The sequence below is a fragment of the Exiguobacterium flavidum genome (assembly GCF_003344535.1).
Taxonomy (GTDB): domain Bacteria; phylum Bacillota; class Bacilli; order Exiguobacteriales; family Exiguobacteriaceae; genus Exiguobacterium_A; species Exiguobacterium_A flavidum.
In genome coordinates this window covers 19,514-42,857 of the sequence record NZ_QPKS01000002.1, presented here as the reverse complement: position 1 = coordinate 42,857, position 23,344 = coordinate 19,514, and the positions used below count along the sequence as shown (strand labels likewise).

The window sequence follows — 23,344 nt, the reverse complement described above, 5'->3', positions numbered from 1 at the left end:
TCTCAGATTAGTTCGCTTTCCTCTTCTCCACTTCCCGCTGTGAGCCGTAAGTCAAACGGCGCCACACCGCTTCAAACGGCCCTTGCGCATGTCGCGCGAGGTACCAGCGCGAGAAGGCGGCCTGGATCGGCAGGAAGATGAGACACATGAGGAGACCGAACCAGAGCGGAATCTCATTGAACTTCCCGCTCGCGAAAACAAAGCTCGTAAAGACGACCGTCTGCGCGAGATAGTTCGTCAGCGCCATCCGGCCGAGGCTCGCGAACGCACCGAGCCTCAAGCCGCTGCGCAGCAGAATCGCGATCATCGCGGCGTACGTGACGGCGAGCGTCCGGCCTGACAGCCAGACGAAGACGTAGTTGATGTACCCGTCAGCCGTCGCGACATCCTGATGACGCATCACGATGACGGCGAGCGAGGGAAGCGACAGCGCGAGGCTGGCAGAGAACGTCACCCAGAGGAAGCGCGTGCTCGGCGGCTTGAGATAGAAACGACGCATCAGATAGGCACCGACCAAAAAGAGCGACAGCATCTCCGGCCAGATGATCGCCGTTCCGGACAGCGCCTCCGGCAACTCGACCTGGATATGGTGCAGCAGGAGTCCGAACAGGTCGCGCTCCTGGTTCAGGCGGGCGAGCTCGGAATCGGCCGAGACGATCGAGGAATCTCCTTCAGAGAGCGCCATCATCAAGAGCGACAGCTGGAGCAAGGCGATGTAGAGTTGCGAGACGATGGCCCAGAAGATGAGACTCTTCGGTCCCGCCCTGACGAACAGAAGCAGGAGGAAGCCGGTCAACGCGTACGTGTGCAGGATGTCGCCCCGCCAAAAGAAGGCGAGGTGCAGCAGACCGAACAATAGCAGGACGAGCAGGCGCCGCGCGAATATGACGAGCGAGTCGCCCCGCTCCTTCAATCGCGCCGTGAACAGATAGAAACCGGCTCCGAACAGGACGCTGAAGAGCGTATAGAACTTCGTCTGGATGAACAGGTCGAACACGAGCCGGATGTATCGGTCGGGCTCCGGCATGTCGAGCACCCGGTGTTCGCCGATGAAGGTCGGCATGTTGACGAGCAGGATGCCGCAGAGCGCGAACCCTCTCAAGACGTCGAGATAGGCGATGCGTTTGTTCAGAGCAGTCGCTTCCATGATGTTCCTCCCTATATTCAAGCGGCCGCCTTCATCGAGCAAGGCGGCCGTTCGTTCATTTCGTGTTGAATCTCGAGAACAGGTTGAGCAGCGGCCGGTAACGCTCTCCGAGCAGGCCGAGCGATTCGACGAGCACCTCGAGGACGAGCAGCAGCAGAATCAGCGAGATGACCGCGCCGAGCGAGTTCGTCTGGGAGAACAGGATCGCCGTCATGCCGAACACGGCGCACAATCCGTAGATGACGAGCACCGCTTGGCGCATCGTGAAGCCGAGGTCAAGCAACCGGTGATGCAAGTGTGCCTTGTCCGGTGCGAAGGGCGGCTGTCCGGACAACAGGCGCCGGATGATCGCGAACAGCGTGTCCGAGATCGGGATGCCGAGCAGGATGACCGGCACGGCGAGCGAGAACAATGTCACGTTCTTGAAGCCGAGCAGCGACAGCACGCCGAGCATGTAACCGAGGAACAAGGCACCCGTGTCCCCCATGAAGATCTTCGCCGGGTAGAAGTTGTGGACGAGGAAGCCGAGCGTGCTCATGAGGAGCAGGATGGCGACGATCGTCACGTAGACGTTCCCCTGGATGACGGCGAGGCTGATGATCGTCAGCAGGACGATGCTCGAGACACCGGCCGCAAGACCGTCGAGGCCGTCGATCAGGTTGACGGCGTTCGTGATGCCGACGATCCAAAGGAAGGTGATCGGCACGCTCCACCAACCGAGATAGAGTTGCTGATCGAACGGCAGGTTGATGAACTCGATCCGGATGCCGCCGTTCAGGACGACGACCGCTGCCATGATCTGACCCATCAGCTTGAGCCGCGCGTTGAGCTGCAGACGGTCGTCGAGCGCTCCTGTCAGGATGATGACGAATCCTCCGACGAGGATATGCGTCGCATACGGACTCGACGGCTGCAGCATGAAGTATCCGATTAAAAAGGCGATATATATCGCGAGGCCGCCAAGGCGCGGCATGATGCGTACGTGTACTTTTCGGGCGTCCGGACTGTCGACGGCACCTACTGCAACGGCGAAGCGTTTGACGACAGGCGTGACGAGCAGGGCCGCGATAAAGCAGACGACGGATGCAGTCCATAACATATTTTTTTCACTCTCCTGCGCGAATTATAACATACAAAAAAAGAGCCGACGAGCGGCTCACATGAAGATCGGGACTTCTGCGCTTGGATCATATGTATAGATGCCGCGACCGACTTTCTTGATCGCCGGATTGGCCGCTTCGACCTTTGCCATCAACTGGTAGATGTTGCTGATTTGGTGACGGTAGCGGAGCTCGAGCTCCATCTGGATGTCACGCGCCGACATCGATTCACGCTCACGCATCAGGTCGCTGATCTGATGGACATAGACTTCGAGCGGGTATCGCTGATTGACGCGGCGTTGCTTGAGCGGACGCTCTTGCGCGACGGCGATCTCACCGTGCGTATCTGATGTCGTTTGACGGCTGAGTTCCCCGATCAAGTATTCTGCCCGCCGTTGCAGACGCCGGTACTCCTCTTCGATCTCCATCAGCTCTCGATAAATATGTTCACTCGTTCCCATTCATTACCCTACTTTCCTAATTTTCTCATTTGTATTTCAAAAATGTTTCAAATGTATTATTTTTGAAATTGTCTCGCATATTATTTTACAACGTAATATATAATTTTCTTATAAATTTAATTATTTTGTCATATTTAAAAATGTCAAAATACGCAAGAACTCACTACATTTCATCTTAACAGAAAGGAGAGAAATTCAATATAGAAATTATTCATTAAATTATTCCAGAAGTATTTCATATTTGACGACATATCCTATCGCACCCATGAATCCACTCAAAAGGAGATTGGCAAATAAATGAACAAACTGACTAAATTATGCTCTCTTGCAATAGTTTTCCTCTTACTTATCGGGACATGGTCGATCGGCCAAGGGTCCGCCGCAGCCGCGACTGGAACGTCCTTCTCCAAGGCTTCCTATAAGACGACCGACAACCTGAACCTGCGCAAGAGTGCAACGGCGAGTTCAGCCCGCCTGCTGACGATCCCTAAGGGCAAGATCCTCTCATCGAGCTACCGCATCGGCAACTGGTACAAAGTCTCCTATTCAGGAAAGACGGGCTATGTCAGCGGAAGTTATCTGACGAAGGTCAGCACAGTGACGAAGGCGTCAGCCGGCGTGTCGTTCGCATCAAAAACCTACGTCACGACTCAAAACCTGAACGTCCGCGTCTCAGGGAGTGCCACAGCGAAACTCCTCGTCACCATCCCGAAAGGCAAGACGATCACGTCAGGCTACCGTGTCGGCAACTGGTATAAAACGACATATGCCGGCAAGACGGGTTACGTCGCCGGCAGCTACATCAAGGAAATCACAACGGTCAAAACGGCGACCGGCACATCATTCACTTCGACGAAGTACGTCACGACGGATAATCTGAATCTTCGCTCGACGGCAAGCTCTTCAGGCAAGCTGTACTTGACGATTCCTAAGGGCAAGACGATCACATCGGGCTACCGGATCGGTAACTGGTATAAGACGACATACGGCGGCAAGACGGGTTACGTCGCCGGCAGCTATCTGAAGAAAGCACCGACAGTCACCGGCACATCGTTCACTTCGACGAAGTACGTCACGACAGATAATCTGAACGTCCGTTCTTCAGCAAGCACGTCAGGCAAGCTTCTCGTCACCATTCCTAAAGGCAAGACGGTCACGTCAAGCTACCGGATCGGCTCGTGGTACAAAGTGACGTATTCCGGCAAGACGGGTTACGTCGCCGGTGGCTACCTGAAGAAGGCGACGACGGTCAGCGTCCCGCCTGTGACGAACGTCGTCACGGGATCCGGTGCCGACTACACGGGGGGAACGATGTACGTACTCGTTCCGATCGGCGATTCGCTTGCGCTGCGCGCGACGGCGAGCACGAGCGGTTCGCTGATCACACGACTCGCCCGCGGCGAGAAGGTTCGCGTCCTCAACAACTACACACATAAGACGAAAGACTTCGTTCAGGTCGAGACGTCTGGCGGCGACCGTGGTTACGTCAGCGCGACGTACCTGTCGCTCTGGCAGCCTTCCGCCTCATACCGCCCGCTCATCGTCATCGACCCGGGTCACGGCGGCCATGATGTCGGCGCGACGCGCAACGGCATCCACGAACGAGACATCGTCCTCTCTGTCGCGAAGAAGGTCGCTGACCGCCTCAAAGGCAAGGTCGACCTGACATTCACACGCTATACGAACGACTATTATCCGTCGCTGACTGACCGGAGCGTCATGTCGAACGCACATGCGACGAACCTGTTCGTCAGCATCCATGTCAACGCTGCGGAAGCGACTGCGGCGATCGGTGCAGAGAACTTCTACTATTCCGGTACGAAGGACATCGCCCTCGCGAAAGAGATCCAGAAGCGCTTCGTCTCGTACGCGGGTATGGTCGACCGCGGCGTCAAGCAAGGCAATCTGTCGGTGCTCCGCAACACGAACGCCCCGGCCGTCCTCGCTGAGCTCGGCTTCCTCTCGAATGCGAGCGACCGCGCGAAGCTCGTCAGTCCTTACTATCAAGACCGTTATGCAGATGCGATCGCAGAAGGTATCCTTGCATCGCTCTGATCAGGCGATATGAAAAGCTCGAATCCAAAAACGGATTCGAGCTTTTTTCGCATACACGGCCGATCACGGCGATTCCTGCCTGACAGAAATTTTGCGAACTAAAGTCCTTGTTGCAAATGACGGAAAATTCAAATTAATCATGTTACAATGAGTCTCTGTTTTACATCATGGACGGGAGGAATATTTTGAAATGAAGATCCTGATTGGCCAACCTATACGTGAAAAAGCGTGCGCACAGCTGATAGACGAACTGCGGCGCATCGAAGGGATCGACTTAGTGTTATATCCTGAAGGTTACTGCTCAGAGACGGATGTGGAAGTCCTGCAAGAACTTGCCCGGGCACACGGGACGGAAATAGTGCTCGGCAGCAAGAACGCGGCAGGATCAGACCAGGCGATGATCATCGGCCGAGACGGCAATGTCCTTCTCACTAGACCCAAAACCCCTGAATCAGTGAACCTGTACTCCCCATCGACGGTCGAGTATGAAGGCGGGACGTATGGTTATCTTCTTTGCAGAGAGATTTTCCTCGGATTAGATGATTTGCCTCTCCTTGAGTCGACCAATTTCATCTTCAACCCGATCGGCGTCGGCATGTTCAGTGAGGAGCAGTACGAGGACTGGACGAACGAAGCGAAACAGATTGCCGTCAAGCAGAACTCATGGATACTTGGGACGAGTCACGCGGACGGCTCATACAGGAATTGCGGCTTCTCGATTCCGATCGCGTATTGCTTCGACGAGAACGGTGACGAGATTCTACTCTCGAAAAACGACACGCGCACCCGCATCATCGACACTGTAGATCGCTCCGTGCGCGTAGTCGAAAGTCCAGCTCGAACGGATCAGGAAGAGGCGCTGAAGTAACAACCATAAAAAAAAGGAGAGGACCGAGGTCCTCTCAAGCACATGGAAAATGATTCAGTTCGGCGTACACCTTCAGGGAAAGGTTTACGCTTCGCTCGCTGAGACGCGCGCGAGGATCTTCGTCAGGGAGAGTTGATCCGTCGAGTCGACCCGGTAGTCGGACTCCGCTAGCGTCTCGGCTGGTCCTACGCCGACAGCATACATACCGGCAGCCTTGATGGCTGTGACTCCGGCGGCTGCGTCTTCGACGCCGATGCAGTGCGCAGGTTCCGCATGCAACGCTTCAGCTGCCCGCAAAAACACTTCAGGGTGTGGTTTTGACTGGGCGACTGTCGCCGCGTCCACGATGTGATCAAAGTAATGACGAACTCCCAGTGCCTCGACGACCGTGAACGCATTTTTCGAGGCAGACGCCATCCCGATTTTCAGACCGGCAGCGCGGATCTCGTCGAGGAAATCGGTGATTCCCGGCAACAGGTCCTTCGCTGAGATGTGATGGATCAACTCGACGTAATGCTCGTTCTTCTTCGCCGCGAGCGCTTCCTTCTCTTCAGGGGAAAAAGCGTCCTGTTTCCCGCCGAGTGCGAGGATGCGGTCGAGCGAGTCCATCCGGCTTACGCCTTTGAGCGTTTCGTTGAACTCCCGGTCGAACGGGATCTCAAGCTCCTCGCCAAGTTGTTTCCACGCCAGAAAATGATATTCTGCCGTATCGGTGATTACGCCGTCCAAGTCAAAAATGACCGCTTCGATCGTCGGTGCCATTCGTCATCCATCCTTCCTTCACATCGTGGTGCATGGGTAGCAAGCACATTGCCGTTTCATTTGCGCAAACGATTGCACTTGCTCCACTGATTATTTTACCTGTGCTCCGATATTTTTGCAAGCGTTCTCATGATATCTTCTCCTTTCCACACCAAAAAAGTCCGCATCCCGCAGTTGCGGGACACGGACTGGCTCATCTTCTGCCGAAAGAACTCGGAATCACTGTGCAAGAATCCCGTCGGCGATCGCCCGGGCGTATTTGTTCAGCTCAGTCTCCGAGTAGAAGCGCGCGCTGTCCGTCGGATTCGTCAGGAACCCGAGCTCGATCAATACAGACGGGCGCGGCGTCGCATGGATGACGTAGAACGCCTCCGTCTTGACGCCCCTGTCCTTTGCCGCCGGGAAAGCTGCGATCATCCGGTCATGGATGCTTTTTCCAAGCATATAGGACTTGCCGTTGCTCGAGTAGAACGTCTCGATCCCGGCAGCCGTCACGCTCGTATGCGCATTCGCATGGATGCTGACGAACGTCTCCGCCGCGACGGCGTTCGTCATCTCGAGACGCGTCCGCAGGTCCTCGACCTGACTCGCCCCCATCCGTATGTCAGCGAAACGCGTCAACTGGACATCGACCTGTCCGTAGAGGATCTCAGCGACGCGGCGCGTCACCTCGAAGGTCACCCGCTTCTCACCGAGACCGCTGCCGCTCGACCCGTTATCGCTTCCGCCGTGCCCCGCGTCAAGGACGACGAGGCGCTTGTCGAGCGGTTTCGTGATCGACACGTACGGCAGGCTGACGTATCCGATGACACCGTCCACCTCGACCTGATACCAGTAATTATTCGCAGCCTTCGAGAAGTATCTTCCGATCGGAAGCGGGCTGAGGCGCTTCATCGTCCCGCCGTATGGCACCTCGGCCACGCTCGGACTCGAATAGCTCGGTGCCGCATGAACGGTCAGAGTGTCTCCTTTGAGTCGGGAATAGAGCGTCGTCCCAGTCCAGTCGATCGTGCCGGTTGCCTTGGCCTTCTTGATATAGCTGGCCGCGACGTATCCTTTCGTCGCACCCGCCTCGATCCGGAACCAGTCCATCCCCTCGCCCTTCGCCTTGCCCGTGACGACGACCTTCGTCCCGTGCTTCAGCTTCGCGACGATGTTCGCGCTCATCGGAGTCGGGAACTTCGGTGCTCGCCGGACGTTCAGGTCCGTCCCTGTGACGTTCACAGTCGCGTCATACGACTTGAGCGGTGTGACAGCGACCGTCTCTTCCGGTTTCGCGCCAGGTTTCGGCACCGGTTTTGAAGTCGTCACCTTCCGAAGGTAACTCGCTGCGACATATCCCTTCGTCGTACCCGCCTCGATCCGGAACCAGTCCATCCCGTCGCCCTTCGCCTTGCCCGTGACGACGACCTTCGTCCCATGCTTCAACTTCGCAACGACGTTCGCGGCCGACGGGATGGAGATCGTCGGTGTTCTCCGGACGTTCAGGTCCGTCCCCGTGACGTTCACCGTCGCGGTATAGGATTTGAGCGGTGTGACCGAGACCTTCTCGAGCGGTTTCGCATCAGGCTTCGGCTTCGGCTGTGACTTCGCCACCTTCTGTATGTAGGCCTTCGCCACCCAGACGGTCTTCTTTCCGGAGGTGAAGCTGTAGAACGCGTTCTTCTCCCCCGTCAGTTTCACCTGACTTCCTTCATTCAAATGAGAGACGATGTTCCCCGATTTGATTTCCGGCGTCGCGCGGACGTTAAGCGAATCGGTCGCCTTTCCCGTAAATGGGGAAAACGCCGCTTCCGTCTGAAGCGGACTGACGCACATGCAACCGAGCAATAGTGCAGCAGTCATACGTTGAACTGTCTTCATCCTCTTCCCTCCCTCTCTCTTTCAATTCAATGGAAATGGATCTCACTAGACTTATCGGCATTTCGAGCGTCCAGGGCAATGATTTTCCGCAAATTTTTTAAGGGGTTATTCTCGTGCCAATTTTTAACTGTTATAATCAGGAGGAATGAAATTTATTTTGCGGCTCAATCTTTAGGTTGAGGAAAGGAGAAACCCTCGTGTTCCAACTTATGAAACAAGCGATGAGCGAACAGGCTCGCCGTCTCAAACAATATGAGAAGAAAGTCAAGGCGATCAATGCCCTCGAGCCTCGCTTACAGCAACTTTCCGATGAAGACTTGAAGGCGGAGACGATCCGGTTGAAGGATCTCGTCACTGGCGGCACCTCGATCGAGGAAGTCGCCATCGAGGCATTCGCCCTCGTCCGCGAAGCGAGCGTGCGTACGCTCGGGATGCGCCATTACGACGTCCAGCTGATCGGCGGACTCGCCCTGCTCGAAGGACATATCGCCGAGATGGCGACCGGTGAAGGGAAAACGCTCGTCGCCTCCCTGCCGAGCTTTACGCAAGCACTCCTCGGTAAAGGTGTCCACGTCATCACCGTCAACGACTACCTTGCGCGCCGTGATGTGGAACAGATTGGTAAAATCCACCGTTTCCTAGGTCTTTCGGTCGGACTGAACGTACCCGAGATCTCACCAGAAGAGAAGCGCGCCGCCTATGCATCTGATATTACATACGGCGTCGGCACGGAGTTCGGATTCGATTACCTGCGTGACCATCTCGTCACACGGGCCAGCGACCGCGTACAGCGTCCGTTCCACTTCGCGATCATCGATGAGGTGGACAGCATCCTGATCGATGAGGCGAAGACACCGCTCATCATGGCGGCGAAAGCGAACGTCCATGAAGGACTTCAGCGCATCGTCCGCTCGGTCGTCGAAGCGTTCAAGCGTGACGAGGAATTCACGCTCGACGAGGAGATCAAGGCCGTCGCCTTGACGGACAAAGGCATCGAGACCGTCGAGGCACGCTTTGGGATCGACAATTTGTTCGCGGCCGAGCACCAGGTCCTCTATCATTACGTCGTCCAGGCGCTCCGCGCCCATGCCATCTTCACCCGTGACGTCGACTATATCGTCAAGGATGGGAAGATCGAGCTGATCGACCTGTTCACAGGACGCATCATGGAAGGCCGCAGCCTTTCTGACGGTCTGCACCAGGCGATCGAGGCGAAGGAAGGCATCGAGGTGACCGAGGAGAACAAGACGACGGCTCAGGTGACGATCCAGCACTACTTCCGCATGTACCCGACGATTTCAGGGATGACGGGTACGGCGCAGACGTCGCGCCAAGAGTTCCTGAAGACGTACGGCATGGACGTCGTCCAAGTACCGCCGAACCGCCCGCGTCTGCGGACGGACGCTCCGGACCTCGTCTTCTTTACGAAGGATGCGAAATACGCCGCCGTCGCGATGGCGGCGAAGGACGCAAATGCGACGGGACAGCCCGTCTTGATCGGGACGACCTCGATCGAACAGTCGATGCAGGTCGCGCAAGCGCTCGACGCAGAGAACCTGACATATGAGGTGTTGAACGCGAAGACGGTCGACCAGGAGACCGACATCATCGCAAACGCCGGACAACTCGGAAAGGTCACGATCGCGACGAACATGGCAGGACGCGGCACGGACATCGTACTTGGCGAAGGCGTCGAAGAACTCGGCGGTCTGCTCGTCCTCGGGACGGAACGCCACGAATCCGTCCGGATCGATAACCAGTTGCGCGGCCGCTCCGGCCGTCAAGGTGACCCGGGCCATACGGCATTCTACATCTCGCTTGAGGACGACCTCGTCCGCCGCTTCGCGAAGGACCGGCTCGAGAAGTTCCTGAAGAAGAATAAGCCGCAGGACGGTCCGGTCACGGTGAAGGAAGCGACGAACCTCGTCAGCTTCGCCCAGGAGACGTGCGAGGGGACAGGGTACAGCGTCCGTGAACAGCTCGTCAAACTCGACGAGGTGCTCCATCAGCACCGTCTCGTCATCTATGAAATCCGCAACCGAGCGGTCGACTCGACCGACATGGAAGGCGCGACCCTGCCGATGATCGAGAAGACAATCCATCGTCTGATCGACGGCCATGTCTCGGACGACCTCGTACCGGAAGAATGGTACGTCAGGGAGCTTCTGACCGAGCTGCAACACTTGACGGGCCGCGACATCATCTTCCCGGCTGATGCGACGACGCGCGAGGAGGTCAAGCTCGCCTTCGCACCATTGATCGCGGAAATCACGGAGCAGGCTGCGGCACAGATGAAGAGCGACGCGGCACTTGAACTCGTCCGTCACCAGCTGCTCGTCTCGATCGAAGAGCACTGGACGGAACATCTGACGACGATGAACACGCTCAAGGAAGGCATCCATCTCCGTGGCTACGGACAGGAAGACCCGTCCCGCGTCTATGAGAAGGAAGGTCTTGAAATCTTCAATTACACGTATGGAGAGATCGAGTACCAAGTCGTCTATGTACTGAGCCGTCTCGAGGAATACCTCGCGTTCGACGTCGAAGAGACGAGTGAAGTACCGGAGATCGAGATCAAGGAGGAAGAGGCGGATGTTTAATCGCACGAAATCACTGCCGAAGGAGCAGATCATCGAAGAGCAAGGGACGAAAAAGATCAGACCTCGCCTCGTCTTCACGGAAGACATGGCGATCAACAAGGAGGACGAGTACATGTTCCGCTTCCATGCGACGGCGTTGCCGCCGCTCGAGGCGAACCAGCTCTCGGTCGAGCCGCTCCAGGTCGATGCCGGTGAAAGTGATGATCCGGTCGCGATCATCGCCTTGTTCCGGAACACGCTCGACCGTCCGTTCCATGTCAACGGCTTGCCGCTGCTCGTCCTCGACGAGTCCGGGCGTCTCGTCGCGCGTAAGGAATTGACGGACGAGGACATCCACGAGTTCGTCCCGATGACGAGCATGCCTTGGTGGCTCCACTTCGAGGAGCACGAAGTCTTCGTCGAGGAAGGCGAAGCCTTCCCTGAACGGATTCGTCTGCTGTTCAGCCTCGATACGCCGCAAGGAATCGACATCGGAGGTGAGTTCGACCTGCAGGAACGACGCCGGATCGAACGGATCGCCTATTCGACTCCTGCCTTGACGACGCCTGAGCTCAACATCCTACTCGTCCACACGTACAGAGCCGAAGGACACCTCGCCGTCACCGTCCTCGTCCGTAACGGGTACGAGCAGGAGATCCGTCTCGAGTCGCTCCCGGTCGAGCTGTTCGCAGGCGAGACGCCGCTCGCGAAGGCGCAGTTCAAGATGACGCTGACCGTCCCGGCACAATCAGCGAAACCGATCAAACTGCTCTTCCCGAGCGAGATGCTCGCAGAACACGAGGGATCGGATTACCGGATTCATATCCCGCAAAACTAAAAAATCCTCTTTCCCATGCTCGGGAAAGAGGATTTTCTTATGCCGTCAAAAGACCGACGACGCGGACGTTGACCGCTTTCGGCTGGAACGATAGCATGTTCTCCATGTCCTGGACGATTCGCTCCTGGACCTTGCTCGCCGCCTTGACGATCGACTCGCCGTACTTGACGTAGACCGAGAGGTTGACCGTGATCTCGCCGTCCGTGTTCTCGACCTTGACGAGCTTCACCATATGCTTCTCCTGCAGCTTCGAGTCGTCCTGCGTGAATGCGATGCCGGCCGTCTCCTTGACTGCCGCACCTGCGATGACCTCGATCACTTGCTGTGACACATTGACCGCGCCGTCCTCGTTGTTTAAGTTGTAAGACATTCTATTCCACGCCTTTCGTCTATATAATACAGTCTAACCAAAGTGTATAGCATTTATCAGCTTTTTGAAAGTTCTTCCCGCTCCTCGACGATCGGCCGGATGTCGATCTCGATCAACGGACGCATCAGCCGGACGATCGCCGGATGGATGATCAGCGCGACGATGCCGACAGCGACCGCCGTCAGGACGAGGAATGCCTGCCACGCTTCCGGGACGAACGCACCCGTGACGAACTGGCGCCATGCCATGACGAAGAAGACATGGAGCAGATAGACGTATAGGCTGAGCTCGCCGGCCCGTGTGATGAGCGGCAGGCGTCGCATCGGGACGAGCATCGGGAAACCGAGTGCGACCGTAATCGACATGAGATAGATCGCGGCGTGCTTCATGACGCTGATCCACGTGTCGCTCGCGTACTGGACCTCATATGGGAATCGGTGCTTGAAGGCGTTCGCGAGCGCGATGATGTCGCTCGCCGGATCGTTCAGCGACTCGAACAGGAGAAACGCGATGACCGACAGGAAAGCGATCGTCCCGAGCACACGGACCCGCATCCGCTTCTTGAAGTTCTTCGGCATCTCGAAGATCCGGATGACCTCATGCTCCGACAGATAGTATCCTATCAGGAAATACGGATAGAACATGACGAGCTTGCGTAGCCCGAGGAAACCGGTGTTCTCGAGCTCGAATCCGTACAGGAGCGCGAATAGCAATCCGAACAGAACGTAACCCCGAAGATGGATGACGTACGGCGTCAGGATGTACCAGATGACCATCGCGAACAAGTACCAGAGCGCCCAGTACGGTTGCAGCCAGTGGAGGCCGATGTTCTGCCCGGACAGCAGCGGTTCGCCTTGCTGGAACGTATACCAGGAGCCGATCAGCAACTGCCAGACGCAATAGACGGCGAACAGCTGGATGACCCGGAGGTATTTGTTCTCGCGGAAGAAATAGCCGCTCAAGATGATGAAGAGCGGCATATGGAAGGAATAGATCAGCAGATAGATGATTTCAAGCAATTTGCCGTCATAGTCGAACCGGACATCGGTCAGGAGGTGACCGAGGACGACGAGGATGACGAGAACGCCTTTGATGTTGTCGAACCATGGATTACGATTCATCGAGTGCGCACCACCGCTCGGATGGTAGCGCTTCACTTCCTTTCAGCTGAATTGTTGCTTCTTCCATACCGGGACCGGCCCGCTACACGGAACGGCTCCCTCATGCTATACTACGTTTTAATACCTTTTGAAAGGAAGACCGTTCTATGAAGAAAGTCCTTTATCTGTCCCTCGCGGCGAACGTAGCTCTCGCCTACTTCCTTTTCCAGAAGGAAGAGGTCAGCTCGCTCGTCCCAAGTGCGACGAAACCGATCGTCAGCACCTTCCAATACACGAAGAACACGAACTACATCCGTCTCAACAGTCTCTTCCATACTTATGATTACCCAGATTCTCCGAATGCTGTCATGTTAGGTGATTCGATGACGCATTTTGCTGACTGGGACATCCTCCTCAAGGACGAGACGATCGTCAATTTCGGCATTCCAGGCGACACGACCGAAGGGTTCCTGACGCGACTCGACCTGATTCTCGAGATGAAGCCGAAGAAGGTCTTCCTGATGGGCGGCGTCAATGATATCCGGCACTTCACCCCTGTCCCGCTGATCACGGAACGGATGACCGAAATCGTCACGACGCTCAAGAAGAACGACATCGAGGTCGTCCTCCAGTCGACGATCCCGGTGGCAGAGAAGTACTCGGACTCGGTTCGCGTCAATCGTGAGATCGAGGCGTTGAACCGCAACTTGCAGCAGCTCGCGCAATCAGCCGACATCCCGTTCGTCGATTTGCGCCCTGCATTGACGAATGAACAAGGATACCTCCAGAATCGTCTGACCTACGACGGCATCCATCTCGTCGGAGGCGGATACCTCCGCTGGCAGAAAGCGCTCCTCCCTTATACAGAAGAAATCGACCTCACCGCGAGCAAGTGAGGTCGATTTTTTTTGCAGTTGGACACTTGACGGCAGGACGACGCTCCTTTTACAATCAATATATAGATAAGTTCATTTGACCCTAAAAAGGAGGAAACCAATGACACTCTTGTTCATCTTTCTGCTCGTCGTTCTCGCCCTGCTCGCGCTCGACCTCGGCGTATTCCACCGGAAGGCGAAAGAAGTCTCGCTCCGTGAGGCATGGGGCTGGTCAGCCATCTGGATCGCCCTCGCCGTGCTGTTCGGTGTCTTTCTTTACTTCAACCAGGGGAGTGGGACGGCGACCGAATACTTCAGCGTCTATTTCATCGAGAAGGCGCTCGCGATCGACAACGTCTTCGTCTTCTCGCTCGTCTTCGCCTATTTCGTGATCCCGAGACAGTATCAGCATAAGGTCCTGTTTTACGGCATCATCGGCGCGATCCTGTTCCGTGCCCTGTTCATCGGTGCCGGCAGCGCGCTCCTCACGCGTTTCGACTGGATCTACTACCTGTTCGGCGCCTTCCTGATCTACTCCGGCTATCTGATGTTCAAGGCGATCTCTGCACCTCCGTCGCTCGAAGGAAACAAATTGATCGGGTGGCTCAACCGGACGCTGCCGGTCACACCGAATCTCGAAGACGACAAGCTCTTCCTGAAGAAGGCGGGTAAATGGTTCGTCACGCCGCTCTTCATCGCGCTCCTCTTCATCGAGCTTTCGGACATCCTGTTCGCCGTCGATTCGGTAGCGGCAAGCTTCGCCTATTCAGACGATCCATATGTCATCTTCTACGCGAACATCATGGCGATCCTCGGCCTGCGCAGCCTCTACTTCGTGCTCGACGGGATGATCTCCCGCTTCCACTACCTCAAGCACGGCCTGAGCTTCATGCTCGTCTTCATCGGCTTGAAGATGGTCCTGTCCGACTTCTACAAGATGCCGCTCGCGGTGTCGCTCGGTGCGATCGTCCTCGTCGTCGTCTCGAGCATCCTGTTCAGCTTCTATAAGACGCGGCGTTAATCGAACGCCCGCTCGATCAGGAGCGGCTCATCCCCCTGCCAGATCCGCGGGTCGAACACGAACGGACCATCTTCAGTGCTTCCGTAGACGACGAACGGCGACCAGCCGGCAAGCACCTCTGCCTTCTTGTTTTGCGCGAACAGTTCTTCCTTGACGCTCGGATCGGACACGAAGCTTCTCGTCACGTCGCGTTCTGCGAACACACTTCGCCGGACGACCTCGACGTCGTCCCCGTCCCGCCCGATGACGTCATAGACGCCCGGTGCGAAGCCGGCAGCGAGTGCCACCTCGTCATATCTCTTCGCCTCCTCCATCAGGTAGAAGGCGCCGAGCACGCTTCTAAAGGCGACCCAGACGAGCAATCCGACGAACGCACCGCGGATCGCCTTCCGCTGACCGATTTTGCGCCCTAAGAAGAATGCGACCGCGAATATCAGCCAGATGACCGGATCGACGATCGGGACCGTCCCGAACGTCACCCGGATGTCGGAGAACGGCTCGAGATAGCCGGTCCCCCACGTGTTGAAAAGATCGATCGTGTCGTGTAGAACGACGCCCCCAAGCAAGAGCGGATAGAGTCCTTTCCGCTTGTATCCGAGGCGTGCGAAGAGCCAAATCAGCCAGGCGATCAGCGGCGCGAGCGCGATGCTGTGGGTCAGGCCGCGATGCCATGATTGCATCATCGTCCGTCCCGTCTCCGTCACGCCGGCAAGCACGTCGAGGTCGGGTGCCTGGTTCGCGAAGACGAGCGATCCGAGGAGAACGAGACGTTCCCGCTTCGACAGGTCCGGCGTCTTCGCGGCCGCATACATGGCAACGCCGAACAAACCGTGAGTCAATGTATCCACAACTATTCCCCCTAAGTCAAAAAAGGCCCCGTGATCGCTCACGGGGCCTCGCGTATTAGTCTTCTTGGTTTTTGACGCCCATATAGGCGGCAACGCTCGACGCCGAGAATACAGCGATAGCGACGATGCCGACAGCGATCCATACTACTGAATCCACCATTTGATTTCCCCCTTAATGTAACCGTTCACTTCCTCTTATTAGGGTACACGATTTTCTTCAAGAAAGAAACACATTTTCCCTGCATGAAGGCTGGACGTTCGGGGAAAAAGTAACTATAGTTAGAAGTACCTACAAATTATCAGAAAATTCAATCTTCAACTCAGGAGGTGGAGGATATGGTCTCGCCATTTACGAATCATCATGCGTTGCCGACGCAACGCAGCTTGCTCAATTTCGGTTACTGGGTCGTCATGGGTACCGTCGTCATCGGCATCATCAACGCCGTGTTCGTCCCGCGTCAACTCATCTCCTCGCTGTCCTTGATTTGGTTGATTCCCCTCTCCCTCGTCACAGCGATCGGCCTCGGCATCGCGCTCAAGCTCGCCCGCGACGAATGGTGGCTCCATTACCTCGAACGCCAGACCGCCCTCTACGTAGGCCGCGAGACGCTCGAGACATGGGCATTGATCGTCGACAGCATGTGGCTCTGGCGCAAGCCGATGCGACGCCAACTCCGTCTCTTCTATCACATGATCGAACGGACGAAAGCACCGGAAGAAGCGAAACGGCATTTCGCGGAACACCTCGTCGAACGCGGTGTCCTGATCGTCTACTGCCGTCCGAAGAGTGATCATCCTGCTTGAAAGAGCCGCTCTCTCCGAGCGGTTTATTTCCGCAATGTTTTTTATTGCAAATGCAACAAAAACATCGTATGTTTTCCTTATGAACGACCGTTGTGGCTCGATTGGCAAAGAAAGGACGAACACCTATATGAAGGACGACATACTCTACGAGATCGGCATGATTTCGCGGGCCCTTGATTCAATCAGCAACATCGAGTTCAAAGAGCTCGATCTGACGAAAGGCCAGTACTCCTATCTCGTCCGGATTTGTGAGAACGAAGGCATCATCCAGGAAAAGCTGGCCGAGATGATCAAAGTCGACCGGACGACAGCGTCCCGTGCCATCAAGAAGCTCGAAGCGGCCGGCTTCATTGAAAAGCGTGACGACGCGCTCAACAAAAAAATCAAGAAGCTCCATCCGACGGACAAAGGACGGTCGGCCTATCCGTTCATCAAACGGGAGAACGCCTACTCGAACGGCGTTGCGCTGTCCGGTTTGACGGACCAGGAAGCAGAGATGCTCGCCTCCCTCCTTACAAAGGTCCGACGTAACATCGAGGTCGACTGGGAGTTCGTCAAAAAAGGGAACAAGCGAAGTTATTGAAAAGGAGTGAATATGATGATCAAAACATGCAGCATTGATGACTTGAAGGAACTGCAGGCAATCAGCATCGAGACGTTTCTGGAGACGTTCGGCCAGCAAAATTCCCCGGAAAATATCGCCAGATACCTCGAGCGCGCCTTCAACGATGCACAGATGGAACAGGAGCTCACACAAGAAGATTCAAGATTCTACTTCGTCTGCTGCGACAATCAGGTCGCCGGTTATCTGAAGGTCAATGTCGATTCAGCTCAAAGCGAAGCGATGGGCCGTGACGCGCTCGAGATCGAACGGATCTACATCCTTCGAAATTTCCAGAAGCGAGGACTCGGCAAAGTGTTAATGGACAAGGCGTTCGAGGATGCCGTCGCGCTCGGTAAAAAGACAATCTGGCTCGGCGTCTGGGAGAAGAACGAAAACGCCATCCGTTTTTATGAAAAGAAGGGGTTCACCAGGACCGGTGCCCATTCCTTTTACATGGGTGATGAGGAGCAGATCGACTTCATCATGGAGCGCCCGCTTGAGGGCATGACGGTTCAAGACGGCATCGCCTCTGATGCGAATCCTGTACGATGAAAAAGAGGATGACTCAAAAGTCGATCAGTAAACGAAAAACGGGAGTGGACTTCGAATCCACTCCCGTTTTCTCGTTCAGACGACATCACTCGTTCCACTCGACTCCTGCAGGAAAAAGCGCGATTCATCGCGCTGTCAGAGACAGACAAGACCCGGCTTCCTGCTCAGGATGGGCTGGGAACCGCGGCTTGTGTCTCGCCTGAGGAAAACGAGTGAAGGACGAGTGATGACTTTTGAGTCACCCTCTTTCAATTCACTTTCACTTAGTTCCTGCTCAGCCACGCAGCCGCCTTCTGGATCGTCGGCATGACGAGCTGGTGCCCGTGATGCGACCATTCGACAGTCACCTCTGCGCCTGCCTCCTTAAAGAGCTGTTCAAGATCATGCGTCTCGGATGCAGGGCAGATCGGATCGTTCGCACCTGCCCCGATGAAGACCCGCACACTCGAGAGGTCCGGAAGCTTCACGCCGCGCCGCGGCACCATCGGATGAAGCAGGATCGCTTCTGCGAACAACGCCTCCTCGAACAGCATGTTAGCAGCGATGTTGGCCCCGTTCGAGTAGCCAACAGGAATCAGCTCCTGCACGGAGAACTGGTACTCCTCCGCCTTCTCCTTGATGAAGCTAATCAGCTTGTCCGTCCGAAGCGCGAGGTCCTCCTGATCGAACACGCCTTCAGCGAGCCTTTTGAAGAAGCGCGGCATCCCGTTCTCAGACACTTCACCGCGGACGGACAGGTAACCGGCGCCCGGATGAAGCAGCTCCGTCAAGCCGATCAAGTCCTCCTCCGTACCGCCCGTCCCGTGCAGGAACAGGAAAATCGGTGCGCCGTTCTTTTTTGGCTGTTCGAATAGATGAATCATACGAGTGTCCCCTTTTCGACTGTGATTGGCTCGACATGCGCCTCGATCGCCCCGCGGTGAACCTCGAACTGCTCCGGCAGCTTGAGCGACTCACCGAGCGATTCGAACGGCTCGTCGACGTCGAACCCTGGCGTATCCGTCGCGATCTCATGCAGGATGCGACCGGCATCGTGGAAGTAGATCGACGTGAAGTAGTTCCGGTCCTTCACTTCCGTCGTCAACAAACCGAACCGGTTCACTTCCTTCATCCACTCGATCTGGTCCGCTTCGTCGTCTGCCCGCCACGCGATGTGGTGGACCGTACCCATCCCTGGCCGTCCAATCGGCAGATTGCCATGAGCGACGTCAACCGTGTTTCCGAGTTCACCGTCCGACTCATAGCGGTCGATCGTCTCGGTCCGCTTCGTCCGCTTCAATCCGAACGTTTCCGACAGCAGTCGGGCCGTCTCGACCGGTTCATGCGAGTAGAGCGTCGCGCCTGCGAACCCTTTAAGCGCGACGTCCGTCGTGATGCTGTCGATCTCATAGCGGCTGTTCTCGCCGCTCGCCCGTTCGACGAGTTCGATCTTCAGACCGTGCGGATCCTCGAAGGCGATGTACCGCTCGCCGAACCGCTCTGTCTCTTCATAGGAAACCCCATGCTCAGACAGACGGTTCTGCCAGAACAGGTAGCTGCCTTCCGGAATCGCATACGCCGTGACGCCGACCTGTCCCGTCCCGACCGTTCCTTTCTGAATGCCTTTGAACGGGAAGAACGTGATGATCGTCCCCGGTGCCCCGGATTCGTTGCCGAAATAGAAGTGATACGTCCCCGGGTCGTCGAAGTTGACCGTCTTCTTGACGAAGCGGAGTCCGAGCAGCTTGCCGTAGAAGGCGAGATTCTCCTGTGCGTCCCCGACCATCGCCGTGATGTGGTGAATGCCTTTTGTCTTCATTGAAATTTCCTCCTCTTGAATCAGCTTATGTCCCAATCATAGTAACTTACTTACTAAAAGTAAATAGATATGCTCCATCGTTTTCCGATTCCCCTGATTTTCGGAACCAAATCCTGGTCCTTCCGTAGACTATAATGAGATTGGAAAGTATTAGAAAATGTCAGGAGTGAACAAGATGCTGGAATTGCAACGAATCACGAAGCGGTTCGGGGACTATACGGCCGTCGACGACTTATCGTTCAAGGTGCCGCCCGGACAGATATTCGGTCTGCTCGGCGCGAACGGGGCCGGCAAGACGACGACGTTCCGGATGCTGCTCGGCCTTCTGCGGCCGAACGAAGGGACGATCACGTGGAAGGGTGAGGCCATCCCGCTATCGAAGATCGGCTATCTGCCCGAGGAGCGCGGTCTCTATCCGAAGATCCGTGTCGATGAACAACTCGTCTTCCTCGCGGAACTCCGCGGCATGAGACGGAAGGACGCGAAGGCCTCGCTCGACGAATGGCTCGACTTCTTCCAGATACCGCAGTACAAGACGATGCGCGTCGAGCAACTGTCGAAAGGGAATCAGCAGAAAATCCAGTTCATCTCGAGCGTCCTGCATAAGCCGGACCTGCTCATCCTTGACGAGCCGTTCAGCGGTCTTGACCCGGTCAACGTCGAACAGCTCAAGGGCGCGGTCAGACACCTCTCCTCGAGCGGGACGACGATCGTCTTCTCGAGCCACCGGATGGATCACGTCGAGGAGCTGTGCGAATATTTGGCGATCCTCGACAAGGGGCGTCCTGTCGTCGCCGGCTACCTCCCGGACATCAAGGACAGCTACGGCAAAGCGAACGTCCTGCTGACGACGGACGCGGACGCTTCCGAGTGGCAGCATCTCCCTGGCATCCTGTCCGTCAGCCAGGAAGCGGAAGGCTACAAGCTGCAAGTCGCCTCGAAGGGTGACGCGGATGCAATCCTGCGTCAGCTCGTTACGAGCGGTGCGCGCGTCGAGCGCTTCATGTGGGAGCAGCTGTCGCTGAACGATATCTTCATCGAGGAGGTCGGCAAACATTATGAGCCGTAAATTTTGGACGATGTACCGTTTCAACCTGACTCAAAAATTGAAGGCGAAGAGTTTTTTGATCACCACCGTGCTGATGCTCCTGTTCGTCGCCGCCTTCAGCAACTTCGAACGGATCGTCGACTGGTTCCAGGACGAGCCGACGCTCGCTGTCGTCTCAAACCTCGATACCGACATCGCGCCGCTGTTGAAACAGGCCGGCTACGACGGGAAGATCGTTAAGGAGAGCTATACGGAAAGCGAGGCAAGGGCTGCCGTCATGAAAGATGAAGCCGATGCCGTCGCGATCATATCAGGGGAGCCGTTCGCAGCCAACCTGCTCAGCAAGAGCCCGGAAGGCGAGATCCAGTCCCAGCTCTCTGCCGCGCTGAAGCAATTGAAGGACGCAAAGATCATCGAGGAGGCGCGGATCGCTCCTGAGGTCCTCGCACAGATCGCGAACCCCGTCCCGGTCAAGCAGACGTTGACTGCGACCGGCGGCAAGAGCGAAGAGGAACTGTTCGCTGCTTCCGGACTCGTCTATGTGCTGATCTTCCTGATGTATTTCACGATCGCCCTCTACGGCGGGATGATCGTCACTGAGGTCGCGAATGAGAAATCGTCGCGCGTGATGGAGCTGCTCATCTCCGCAGCGAGTCCGATCGAGCACATGTTCGCGAAGATTTTGTCGATCGCAACGGCCAGTCTGATCCAGCTTTCGCTCTTCGTCGCGTTCGGCTACTATAGTGCATCAAGGACCGGGATGCTCGACAACCTGTCGCTCGATTCACTCAGCGTGAGCACTTTCATCTATCTGTTCGTCTTCTTCCTGCTCGGCTACCTGCTGTATGCGACGATCCTCGCTTCACTCGGGTCGCTCGTCAGCCGGGTCGAGGATGCACAGCAGGTGACGCTACCTGTCATCATGCTGCTCGTCGCTGCGTTCATGATTTCGATGTTCAGTCTGAACTCACCGGCGAACCAGGCCGTCACCGTCCTCTCGTTCGTGCCGTTCTTTACTCCGATGGTGATGTTCCTTCGCGTCATGCTGACGGACGTTCCTGCCTGGCAGGTCGGCCTGTCGCTCGTCCTGATGGTCGCGAGCATTGCCCTCGCCGTCTTCATCGGCACACGTTTCTACCGGGGGGGCGTCCTGTTCTATGGTTCGAACCCGGTCAAACAGCTCCGCCGCATCCTCGCCTCGCGCGAATAGCAGTTTACATCCTATGACGTTTCCGCTATCGTTAGGTTGAAAAAGTCAGAGGAGGAACCACCTTATGCGTTCTCGTTTATTAGCGGCCATCATCTTCACTGCTGTCGCCGCCGTCTCGTCACTCGTCATGTTCACGAAGTTCCCCCAGGCAAGCGAGACGTGGAAACTCGTCCTCGCCTACGCCGGGATCACATTTATCGTCAGTCTCTTCTTTTGGTCATTCGTCGTCGTCCGCAAGCGGTCTTCCCGCCTGTTCGGGGGCTGGATCGGCGTCTTCATCGCCGGAACGACGGTTTTGCTCGTCTGCGTCGCACGATTCGCTATCCGCGGCGACTACGCGATGGTGTTGCAATGGGAAGCGATGCTCGCGAGCCTCTCGCTCAACTTCGGCTTCGTCGGCTGGGTACTCGTCATCGCAAATGCTTTGATCGGATTCATCATCGGAAGAAAGCATCCGCGCAGGAATCCGAACCACTACACACCGATTCGGCACAATTGATCATCTCTTGAGGAGGTTCGGTATGTCGGAAAAGAAACAGAAGAAATGGAAACACGGACTGTACGATGTCGTCGCAGACATCGGTATCGAGCTCGCGATGAGGAGTCTCCTCCGTGCCGTCTGGAGGATCTTCGGCTAATCGAATCCATGCGAATGATTTCTGATCAAAAAGGGAGTCCCGCGTTTCACTACGAAACGCAGGACTCCCTTCTTCTTTTAGAACGTCCCCCGGTGATAGCGGGAGCGATCGACCACATCTTTCCACTTATCATAGACTTCCGCCATCTGTCCGGTCTTCTCCCCGGTGACGAAACGGCTCAAATATTCGTCGAGCTGCGTCATCGCGCGCGGCTTATCGCTGAACAGACGGAACTCCTCGAGTTCGCCGTTCTTCCGCTGGAGCTCACCCGCTTCCATCACGGCATCGACGAGCTCATGGAAGACGCGCTGTTCCGTCGGGTCCAGCTCGGCCTCGATCCGCTTGACGTCCTCATCGTACATCAGATCGAACAGCCGCATCCGCGCCTCGAGCTGATCCTCGAGGGAGACACCGTCGTGACCGATCGTCTGCTCGTACGCCTGTCTCAGCTCATCGATCGGCATCGTCTCCTCGCGTACCAGCGCCTTGAGCGATTCACCCGTCCAGATGTGACGGGCGAGGTAACTCACATCGATTCCAAGGGAGGCTGCGAGCGCCTCGATATACGGCATCGTCGGATAGACCTCGCTGAGCTCCGTCCGGCGGATGAAGTACGGTGCGACGCCTAGCTGCTCAGCAAACGATTCGACCGACATCCCGGTCCTCTCGCGCAATATCCGGATCCGGTCCCCGTATCCGCGGTATGGTGTGTGTTCCAGCATCTTGATCACCCCTCTTCTTTCATTATACCCACTCAACAACGAACAGATACATCCATGCAGAAAGCGCTATCATCTTGGAGT

The 23,344-nt window shown here is 56.3% G+C and carries 23 protein-coding genes; 12 read left to right on the top strand and 11 right to left on the bottom strand.

What is annotated here, in order from left to right; all coding sequences use genetic code 11:
• Positions 1-7: 7 nt before the first annotated feature.
• Genes DFG60_RS01950 through DFG60_RS01940 form a run of 3 tightly spaced genes read right to left on the bottom strand, consistent with a single transcriptional unit; the run spans position 8 to position 2,708 of the window.
• The gene (locus tag DFG60_RS01950; protein WP_114570057.1) at positions 8-1,147 is read right to left on the bottom strand and encodes a DUF418 domain-containing protein; all 1,140 of its coding nucleotides are present in this window, start codon (positions 1,145-1,147) and stop codon (positions 8-10) included.
• A gap of 55 nt (positions 1,148-1,202) precedes the next feature.
• Entirely contained in the window at positions 1,203-2,246 is a 1,044-nt protein-coding gene (locus DFG60_RS01945) for a glycosyltransferase family 4 protein (protein WP_114570056.1), read from the bottom strand.
• Between the two features lie 57 nt (positions 2,247-2,303).
• Entirely contained in the window at positions 2,304-2,708 is a 405-nt protein-coding gene (locus tag DFG60_RS01940) for a Rok-like winged helix domain-containing protein (protein ID WP_114570055.1), read from the bottom strand.
• Between the two features lie 297 nt (positions 2,709-3,005).
• On the opposite strand from DFG60_RS01940, the gene DFG60_RS01935 reads away from it, so the two are divergent.
• Together DFG60_RS01935 and DFG60_RS01930 are read left to right on the top strand one after the other, a co-directional pair.
• Complete coding sequence (locus DFG60_RS01935; RefSeq protein WP_114570054.1) at positions 3,006-4,763, top strand: SH3 domain-containing protein; 1,758 nt, start codon at positions 3,006-3,008, stop codon at positions 4,761-4,763.
• A 190-nt stretch (positions 4,764-4,953) separates the two neighbouring features.
• A complete protein-coding gene (locus DFG60_RS01930; protein ID WP_114570053.1) occupies positions 4,954-5,631 on the top strand; it encodes a carbon-nitrogen hydrolase family protein in 678 nt (225 codons plus the stop codon).
• Between the two features lie 84 nt (positions 5,632-5,715).
• On the opposite strand, the gene pgmB is transcribed toward DFG60_RS01930, so the two are convergent.
• Both pgmB and DFG60_RS01920 read right to left on the bottom strand, forming a co-directional pair.
• The gene (pgmB, locus tag DFG60_RS01925; protein ID WP_114570052.1) at positions 5,716-6,393 is read right to left on the bottom strand and encodes a beta-phosphoglucomutase; all 678 of its coding nucleotides are present in this window, start codon (positions 6,391-6,393) and stop codon (positions 5,716-5,718) included.
• 219 nt (positions 6,394-6,612) lie between these two features.
• Entirely contained in the window at positions 6,613-8,256 is a 1,644-nt protein-coding gene (locus DFG60_RS01920) for an N-acetylmuramoyl-L-alanine amidase (protein WP_114570051.1), read from the bottom strand.
• Between the two features lie 197 nt (positions 8,257-8,453).
• On the opposite strand from DFG60_RS01920, the gene secA2 reads away from it, so the two are divergent.
• Together secA2 and DFG60_RS01910 are read left to right on the top strand one after the other, a co-directional pair.
• Entirely contained in the window at positions 8,454-10,856 is a 2,403-nt protein-coding gene (gene secA2, locus DFG60_RS01915; protein WP_114570050.1) for an accessory Sec system translocase SecA2, read from the top strand.
• Positions 10,849-11,673, top strand: a complete 825-nt coding sequence (locus DFG60_RS01910) for an SLAP domain-containing protein (protein WP_114570049.1) — start codon at positions 10,849-10,851, stop codon at positions 11,671-11,673. Before secA2 ends, DFG60_RS01910 begins: the two co-directional genes overlap by 8 nt.
• Before the next feature lie 37 nt (positions 11,674-11,710).
• Here the strand turns inward: DFG60_RS01910 and DFG60_RS01905 are convergent, their stop codons facing one another.
• The gene (locus DFG60_RS01905; RefSeq protein ID WP_114570048.1) at positions 11,711-12,043 is read right to left on the bottom strand and encodes an Asp23/Gls24 family envelope stress response protein; all 333 of its coding nucleotides are present in this window, start codon (positions 12,041-12,043) and stop codon (positions 11,711-11,713) included.
• A 56-nt stretch (positions 12,044-12,099) separates the two neighbouring features.
• Positions 12,100-13,164, bottom strand: a complete 1,065-nt coding sequence (locus tag DFG60_RS01900) for an acyltransferase family protein (protein WP_114570308.1) — start codon at positions 13,162-13,164, stop codon at positions 12,100-12,102.
• Between the two features lie 146 nt (positions 13,165-13,310).
• Between DFG60_RS01900 and DFG60_RS01895 the strand changes: the two genes are divergently transcribed.
• Positions 13,311-14,039, top strand: a complete 729-nt coding sequence (locus tag DFG60_RS01895) for an SGNH/GDSL hydrolase family protein (RefSeq protein WP_114570047.1) — start codon at positions 13,311-13,313, stop codon at positions 14,037-14,039.
• 100 nt (positions 14,040-14,139) lie between these two features.
• The gene (locus DFG60_RS01890; RefSeq protein ID WP_114570046.1) at positions 14,140-15,039 is read left to right on the top strand and encodes a TerC/Alx family metal homeostasis membrane protein; all 900 of its coding nucleotides are present in this window, start codon (positions 14,140-14,142) and stop codon (positions 15,037-15,039) included.
• Here the strand turns inward: DFG60_RS01890 and DFG60_RS01885 are convergent.
• The gene (locus DFG60_RS01885) at positions 15,036-15,887 is read right to left on the bottom strand and encodes a metal-dependent hydrolase (protein WP_114570045.1); all 852 of its coding nucleotides are present in this window, start codon (positions 15,885-15,887) and stop codon (positions 15,036-15,038) included. The two genes, DFG60_RS01890 and DFG60_RS01885, sit on opposite strands and share 4 nt — an antisense overlap.
• A 336-nt stretch (positions 15,888-16,223) precedes the next feature.
• On the opposite strand from DFG60_RS01885, the gene DFG60_RS01880 reads away from it, so the two are divergent.
• The 3 genes from DFG60_RS01880 (at position 16,224) to DFG60_RS01870 (ending at position 17,847) form a co-directional block, all read left to right on the top strand.
• A complete protein-coding gene (locus tag DFG60_RS01880; protein WP_114570044.1) occupies positions 16,224-16,691 on the top strand; it encodes a hypothetical protein in 468 nt (155 codons plus the stop codon).
• Between the two features lie 127 nt (positions 16,692-16,818).
• The gene (locus DFG60_RS01875; protein WP_114570043.1) at positions 16,819-17,274 is read left to right on the top strand and encodes a MarR family winged helix-turn-helix transcriptional regulator; all 456 of its coding nucleotides are present in this window, start codon (positions 16,819-16,821) and stop codon (positions 17,272-17,274) included.
• Positions 17,275-17,280: 6 nt separating this feature from the next.
• The gene (locus tag DFG60_RS01870; RefSeq protein WP_114570042.1) at positions 17,281-17,847 is read left to right on the top strand and encodes a GNAT family N-acetyltransferase; all 567 of its coding nucleotides are present in this window, start codon (positions 17,281-17,283) and stop codon (positions 17,845-17,847) included.
• 263 nt (positions 17,848-18,110) lie between these two features.
• On the opposite strand, the gene DFG60_RS01865 is transcribed toward DFG60_RS01870, so the two are convergent.
• Together DFG60_RS01865 and DFG60_RS01860 are read right to left on the bottom strand one after the other, a co-directional pair.
• The gene (locus tag DFG60_RS01865) at positions 18,111-18,710 is read right to left on the bottom strand and encodes an alpha/beta hydrolase (protein ID WP_114570041.1); all 600 of its coding nucleotides are present in this window, start codon (positions 18,708-18,710) and stop codon (positions 18,111-18,113) included.
• The gene (locus DFG60_RS01860) at positions 18,707-19,645 is read right to left on the bottom strand and encodes a ring-cleaving dioxygenase (protein ID WP_114570040.1); all 939 of its coding nucleotides are present in this window, start codon (positions 19,643-19,645) and stop codon (positions 18,707-18,709) included. The genes DFG60_RS01865 and DFG60_RS01860 overlap by 4 nt, the downstream gene beginning before the upstream one ends.
• A gap of 175 nt (positions 19,646-19,820) precedes the next feature.
• Here DFG60_RS01860 and DFG60_RS01855 point away from each other — a divergent pair, with 175 nt between their 5' ends.
• The 3 genes from DFG60_RS01855 (at position 19,821) to DFG60_RS01845 (ending at position 22,402) form a co-directional block, all read left to right on the top strand.
• Positions 19,821-20,714, top strand: coding sequence for an ABC transporter ATP-binding protein (locus tag DFG60_RS01855; protein WP_114570039.1), 894 nt, complete (start codon positions 19,821-19,823; stop codon positions 20,712-20,714).
• Entirely contained in the window at positions 20,704-21,903 is a 1,200-nt protein-coding gene (locus DFG60_RS01850) for an ABC transporter permease (RefSeq protein WP_114570038.1), read from the top strand. The genes DFG60_RS01855 and DFG60_RS01850 overlap by 11 nt, the downstream gene beginning before the upstream one ends.
• Before the next feature lie 64 nt (positions 21,904-21,967).
• Positions 21,968-22,402 (top strand): hypothetical protein, encoded by a 435-nt coding sequence (locus DFG60_RS01845; protein WP_114570037.1) that lies wholly within the window; start codon positions 21,968-21,970, stop codon positions 22,400-22,402.
• Positions 22,403-22,618: 216 nt separating this feature from the next.
• On the opposite strand, the gene DFG60_RS01840 is transcribed toward DFG60_RS01845, so the two are convergent.
• Positions 22,619-23,263 carry a helix-turn-helix domain-containing protein gene (locus tag DFG60_RS01840; protein ID WP_114570036.1) on the bottom strand — a complete coding sequence of 215 codons (645 nt, stop codon included), beginning with the start codon at positions 23,261-23,263 and terminating at the stop codon, positions 22,619-22,621.
• Between the last annotated feature and the right edge of the window lie 81 nt (positions 23,264-23,344).

Excerpts from the sequence above, each read along its gene's own strand:
- DFG60_RS01945 (WP_114570056.1), bottom strand. The coding sequence starts at position 2,246 with ATGTTATGGACTGCATCCGTCGTCTGCTTTATCGCGGCCCTGCTCGTC.
- DFG60_RS01910 (WP_114570049.1), top strand. The coding sequence starts at position 10,849 with ATGTTTAATCGCACGAAATCACTGCCGAAGGAGCAGATCATCGAAGAG.
- DFG60_RS01850 (WP_114570038.1), top strand. The coding sequence starts at position 20,704 with ATGAGCCGTAAATTTTGGACGATGTACCGTTTCAACCTGACTCAAAAA.
- DFG60_RS01940 (WP_114570055.1), bottom strand. The coding sequence starts at position 2,708 with ATGGGAACGAGTGAACATATTTATCGAGAGCTGATGGAGATCGAAGAG.
- DFG60_RS01880 (WP_114570044.1), top strand. The coding sequence starts at position 16,224 with ATGGTCTCGCCATTTACGAATCATCATGCGTTGCCGACGCAACGCAGC.
- DFG60_RS01920 (WP_114570051.1), bottom strand. The coding sequence starts at position 8,256 with ATGAAGACAGTTCAACGTATGACTGCTGCACTATTGCTCGGTTGCATG.
- DFG60_RS01840 (WP_114570036.1), bottom strand. The coding sequence starts at position 23,263 with ATGCTGGAACACACACCATACCGCGGATACGGGGACCGGATCCGGATA.
- DFG60_RS01855 (WP_114570039.1), top strand. The coding sequence starts at position 19,821 with ATGCTGGAATTGCAACGAATCACGAAGCGGTTCGGGGACTATACGGCC.
- DFG60_RS01905 (WP_114570048.1), bottom strand. The coding sequence starts at position 12,043 with ATGTCTTACAACTTAAACAACGAGGACGGCGCGGTCAATGTGTCACAG.
- DFG60_RS01865 (WP_114570041.1), bottom strand. The coding sequence starts at position 18,710 with ATGATTCATCTATTCGAACAGCCAAAAAAGAACGGCGCACCGATTTTC.
- DFG60_RS01900 (WP_114570308.1), bottom strand. The coding sequence starts at position 13,164 with ATGAATCGTAATCCATGGTTCGACAACATCAAAGGCGTTCTCGTCATC.
- DFG60_RS01930 (WP_114570053.1), top strand. The coding sequence starts at position 4,954 with ATGAAGATCCTGATTGGCCAACCTATACGTGAAAAAGCGTGCGCACAG.
- pgmB (WP_114570052.1), bottom strand. The coding sequence starts at position 6,393 with ATGGCACCGACGATCGAAGCGGTCATTTTTGACTTGGACGGCGTAATC.
- DFG60_RS01890 (WP_114570046.1), top strand. The coding sequence starts at position 14,140 with ATGACACTCTTGTTCATCTTTCTGCTCGTCGTTCTCGCCCTGCTCGCG.
- DFG60_RS01860 (WP_114570040.1), bottom strand. The coding sequence starts at position 19,645 with ATGAAGACAAAAGGCATTCACCACATCACGGCGATGGTCGGGGACGCA.
- DFG60_RS01935 (WP_114570054.1), top strand. The coding sequence starts at position 3,006 with ATGAACAAACTGACTAAATTATGCTCTCTTGCAATAGTTTTCCTCTTA.
- DFG60_RS01845 (WP_114570037.1), top strand. The coding sequence starts at position 21,968 with ATGCGTTCTCGTTTATTAGCGGCCATCATCTTCACTGCTGTCGCCGCC.
- DFG60_RS01895 (WP_114570047.1), top strand. The coding sequence starts at position 13,311 with ATGAAGAAAGTCCTTTATCTGTCCCTCGCGGCGAACGTAGCTCTCGCC.
- DFG60_RS01875 (WP_114570043.1), top strand. The coding sequence starts at position 16,819 with ATGAAGGACGACATACTCTACGAGATCGGCATGATTTCGCGGGCCCTT.
- DFG60_RS01950 (WP_114570057.1), bottom strand. The coding sequence starts at position 1,147 with ATGGAAGCGACTGCTCTGAACAAACGCATCGCCTATCTCGACGTCTTG.